The sequence below is a fragment of the Streptomyces sp. XM83C genome (genome assembly GCF_023072675.1).
Lineage (GTDB): Bacteria > Actinomycetota > Actinomycetes > Streptomycetales > Streptomycetaceae > Streptomyces > Streptomyces thermocoprophilus.
In genome coordinates, this window is the sequence record NZ_JALLGL010000402.1 from 1 (window position 1) to 4,652 (window position 4,652).

A 4,652-nucleotide genomic window follows, 5' to 3' on the forward strand; every position below is an offset into this window, starting at 1 on the left:
GGATACAGCTTAGGGGTGGGGGAACCGAGGGGGGACCGTGGAGCGGCGGGCAGAGCAAGCCCCGTGTCCGCCGCTCCACGGGCGGACGGCGCCGGCCGGGGACGGCCGCGGCACCGGCCGGAGCGGGCCCCGCCCGGACGGGGAGCGGCCCCCTCGGCCGGACCGGGCGCCCGCCTCACCCGAACACGGCCAGGCTCTTGGCCTTGCCCTTCTGCGACTCGACCAGCGCCAGGAAGCGGTTCTCCGGCCCGAACACGGCGACGGGACCGGCGTCCGCGTACTCGTCGGGCATGTCCAGGCGGACGCCGTTGAGGAGCAGCCGGGCACGGCGCTCGTCGACGTCCCAGCGGCGGAAGGCGGCCTGGGCGGCCTCGGCGATCGGCATGACCGTCAGCTCCTGCTGGAGCTGGTCGAGCGTCTTGGCGCTGTCCAGCTTGTACGGCCCGACGCGGGTGCGGCGCAGCGCCGTGAGGTGGCCTCCGACGCCGAGTCCGGCGCCCAGGTCGCGGGCGAGGGCCCGGATGTAGGTGCCGGAGGAGCAGACGACGGAGACGACCAGGTCGAGGACGGGGGTGCCGTCCTCGGCGACGGCGTCCCGGACGTCGTACACGGTGAAGGACGACACGCGCACCGGGCGGGCCGGGATGTCGAAGTCCTCGCCCTCGCGGGCCCGCTTGTAGGAGCGCACGCCGTTGATCTTGATGGCGCTGACCTTGGACGGCACCTGCATGATGTCGCCGGTCAGTTCGGCGATACCGGCGTCGACGGCCTCCCGGGTGATGCCGGAGGCGTCGGTGGAGGAGGTGATCTCCCCCTCGGCGTCGTCGGTCAGGGTGGTCTGCCCGAGCCGGATCGTGCCGAGGTACTCCTTCTCGGTCAGCGCGAGATGGCCGAGGAGCTTGGTGGCCCGCTCCACGCCGAGCACGAGCACGCCGGTGGCCATCGGGTCGAGGGTGCCGGCGTGGCCGACGCGGCGGGTGCGCGCGATGCCGCGCATCTTGGCGACGACGTCGTGCGAAGTGAAGCCCGACGGCTTGTCGACGATGACGAGGCCGTCGGGCGTGGTGGTCCTGCGGTCGTTCATTCGGCGGTGTCGTCCGTCTCGTCGGAGGCGGGCTTCCGGTAGGGGTCGGCGTCACCGGCGTACGTCTTGCCGGTGGCCGCCTGGCGCACCTGCGCGTCGGCGGCGCGCGCCTTGTCGAGGAGGTCCTCGATGGTCCGGGCGGTGTCCGGCAGGGCGTCCGCGACGAAGGTCAGGGTCGGCGTGAACTTCACGCCGGCGGCCCTGCCGACCTCGGAGCGCAGGATGCCCTTGGCGCTCTCCAGGCCCGCGGCTGCGGCCGCGCGGTCCTCGTCGTCGCCGTACACCGTGTAGAAGACCGTCGCCTCACGGAGGTCGCCCGTGACCCGGGTGTCCGTGATGGTGACGTGCGAGCCGAGCCGCGGGTCCTTGATCCCGCGCTGCAGCTTCTGGGCCACCACTTCCCGGATGAGGTCCGCCAGCCTTTTCGCCCGCGCGTTGTCGGCCACTGGTCCAGCTCCCGTTCTTTCTCTGTTTGCGTTGTGTGGTCAGTCGTCGTCGCCGTGGAAGCGGCGTCGCACGGACAGCAGTTCCACCTCGGGTCGGGCGGCGACCAGCCGTTCGCACCGGTCCAGCACATCGGTCAGGTGTCCGGCGTCGCCGGAGACCATGGCCAGGCCGATGACCGCTCGCCGGTGGAGGTCCATATGGTCCACCTCGGCCGCGCTCACCGCGTACTTCCGCTGGAGTTCGGCGACGATCGGGCGGACGACGGACCGCTTCTCCTTCAGCGAGTGGACGTCGCCGAGGAGGAGGTCGAAGGACAGAGTCCCCACGTACATGTGTGTGACCGGTTCACCCGCCGGTACGGGATCGATGGCCCCGGTTCCGTGCGGCCGGGGACATCAGAACCGTACCGCGATCAGGCCTGAGGCTCGACGCGGTTTTCCGGCCCCCACGGGATGCCGGGAAACGGCACGCTGGCCGACGGGAGCGGACTCCCGTCGGCCAGCGGCAACCGTGGACGTTACGCCCGCGGCTTCTCGCGCATCTCGTACGTCGCGATGACGTCGTCGACCTTGATGTCGTTGAAGTTGCCGAGGTTGATACCGCCCTCGAAGCCTTCGCGGATCTCGGTCACGTCGTCCTTGAAGCGACGCAGGCCCTCGATGGTGAGGTTCTCCGCCACGACCTTGCCGTCGCGGATGAGGCGGGCCTTGGTGTTCCTGCGGACCTCGCCGGAGCGGATGATGACACCGGCGATGTTGCCCAGCTTGGACGACTTGAAGACCTCGCGGATCTCCGCCGTGCCCAGCTCGACCTCTTCGAACTCCGGCTTCAGCATGCCCTTCAGGGCCGCCTCGATCTCCTCGATCGCCTGGTAGATGACCGAGTAGTACCGGACGTCCACGCCTTCGCGCTCGGCCATCTGCGCCGCGCGGCCGGCCGCGCGGACGTTGAAGCCGATCACGATGGCGTCGGAGCCCATCGCCAGGTCGATGTCGGACTCCGTGACCGCACCGACGCCGCGGTGCAGGACGCGGATGTCCACCTCTTCGCCGACGTCCAGCTGGAGCAGGGAGGACTCGAGGGCCTCGACGGAACCGGAAGCGTCACCCTTGATGATCAGGTTCAGCTGCTGGACCTCGCCGGCCTTGAGCACCTTGTCCAGGTCCTCCAGCGAGACACGGCGCGTGCGCTTGGCGAAGGCCGCGTTGCGCTCGCGGGCCGCGCGCTTCTCCGCGATCTGGCGGGCCGTACGGTCCTCCTCGACCACGATGAAGTTGTCGCCGGCGCCCGGGACGTTGGTCAGACCGAGGACCTGGACCGGCGTGGAGGGGCCGGCCTCGGACACGTTCTGCCCGTTGTCGTCGAGCATGGCGCGGACACGGCCGTAGGCGTCGCCGACGACCATCGTGTCGCCGACCCGCAGGGTGCCGCGCTGCACCAGGACGGTGGCGACAGCACCACGGCCGCGGTCCAGGCGGGACTCGATCGCGATGCCCTGCGCGTCCTGGTTCGGGTTGGCCCGCAGGTCCAGGGTGGCGTCGGCGGTCAGGATGACCGCCTCCAGCAGGCTGTCGATGTTCAGGCCCTGCTTGGCGGAGATGTCGACGAACATGGTGTCGCCGCCGTACTCCTCGGCCACCAGGCCGTACTCGGTCAGCTGACCGCGCACCTTGGTCGGGTCGGCGCCCTCGACGTCGATCTTGTTGACCGCGACGACGATCGGCACACCGGCCGCCTTGGCGTGGTTGAGCGCCTCGACCGTCTGCGGCATGACGCCGTCGTTGGCCGCGACGACCAGGATCGCGATGTCGGTCGACTTCGCACCGCGGGCACGCATGGCGGTGAACGCCTCGTGACCCGGGGTGTCGATGAAGGTGATCGCGCGGTCCTCGCCGTTCACCGTGGTCGCGACCTGGTAGGCACCGATGTGCTGGGTGATGCCGCCGGCCTCGCCCGCGATCACGTTCGTCTTGCGGATGGCGTCGAGCAGTCGGGTCTTGCCGTGGTCGACGTGACCCATGACGGTGACGACCGGCGGGCGGACCACCAGGTCCTCCTCGCTGCCCTCGTCCTCGCCGAACTCGATGTCGAAGGACTCGAGAAGCTCGCGGTCCTCCTCCTCCGGGCTGACGATCTGAACGTTGTAGTTCATCTCGTCGGCGAGCAGTTGCAGCGTCTCGTCGGAGACGGACTGCGTCGCGGTGACCATCTCGCCGAGGTTCATCATGACCGCGACGAGGGACGCCGGGTTGGCGTTGATCTTCTCCGCGAAGTCGGTGAGCGACGCGCCGCGGGAGAGACGGATGGTCTCGCCGTTGCCGCGCGGCAGCATCACGCCGCCGACGCTCGGGGCCTGCATCGCCTCGTACTCCTGGCGACGCTGCCGCTTCGACTTGCGGCCACGACGCGCGGGACCGCCGGGACGGCCGAAGGCGCCCTGCGTGCCACCACGGCCACCGGGACCGCCGGGACGGCCGCCGAAGCCGGGACGGCCACCGCCGCCACCGAAACCGCCGCCACCGGGACGACCGGCGAAGCCGCCGCCACCGCCCGGACGACCGGCGCCGCCGCCACCGGGACGACCGGCGAAGCCGCCGCCGGGACGACCTGCACCGCCGGGACGGCCCGCACCGCCCGGACCACGGCCGCCGGGGCCGGGACGCGGGCCGGCAGCGGGACGCTGCGGCATCATGCCGGGGTTCGGACGCGGACCGCCGGGACCGGGACGCGGCCCGCCCTGCGGACGGGGCATCGAACCCGGGGTCGGACGGGGACCGCCCGGAGCCTGCGGACGGGGACCGCCCTGGCCACCGGGGGCCTGCGGACGCGGGCCGGCACCGGGAGCGCCGGGACCCTGCGGACGCGGCGCCTGCGGGCGGGGAGCCTGCGGGCGCGCCATGCCGGCGTTGCCGCCGGAGGTGAAGGGGTTGTTGCCCGGGCGCGGACCGGCCGGACGGGCACCCGGACGGGGGCCGGCGCCGGGACGCGCGCCGCCCTGGGCGGCGGCGGGACGCTGACCGCGGTCGCCCTGCTGGCCCTGACCGGGCGCGCCGGGGCGGGCACCCGGCTTGGGAGCGCCGGGACGCGGGCCGCCGGGCTTGGGCGCGGCGGGGGGCCCTGT

4 protein-coding genes are annotated in these 4,652 nt (G+C 72.2%); all 4 read right to left on the bottom strand.

Translation table 11 applies throughout. The features are described 5' to 3' along the window. Nucleotides 1–175 precede the first annotated feature (175 nt). Nucleotides 176–1,084, bottom strand: coding sequence for a tRNA pseudouridine(55) synthase TruB (gene truB, locus MTQ10_RS28100; protein WP_247473108.1), 909 nt, complete (start codon nt 1,082–1,084; stop codon nt 176–178). Further along, a complete protein-coding gene (gene rbfA, locus MTQ10_RS28105; protein ID WP_247473111.1) occupies nt 1,081–1,530 on the bottom strand; it encodes a 30S ribosome-binding factor RbfA in 450 nt (149 codons plus the stop codon). Before rbfA ends, truB begins: the two co-directional genes overlap by 4 nt. Nucleotides 1,531–1,569: 39 nt before the next feature. Further along, a complete protein-coding gene (locus tag MTQ10_RS28110; RefSeq protein ID WP_247473113.1) occupies nt 1,570–1,863 on the bottom strand; it encodes a DUF503 domain-containing protein in 294 nt (97 codons plus the stop codon). Between the two features lie 185 nt (nt 1,864–2,048). After that, nucleotides 2,049–4,652 (bottom strand): translation initiation factor IF-2 (infB, locus tag MTQ10_RS28115; protein WP_247473115.1); only part of this gene is annotated, 2,604 nt, incomplete at its 5' end.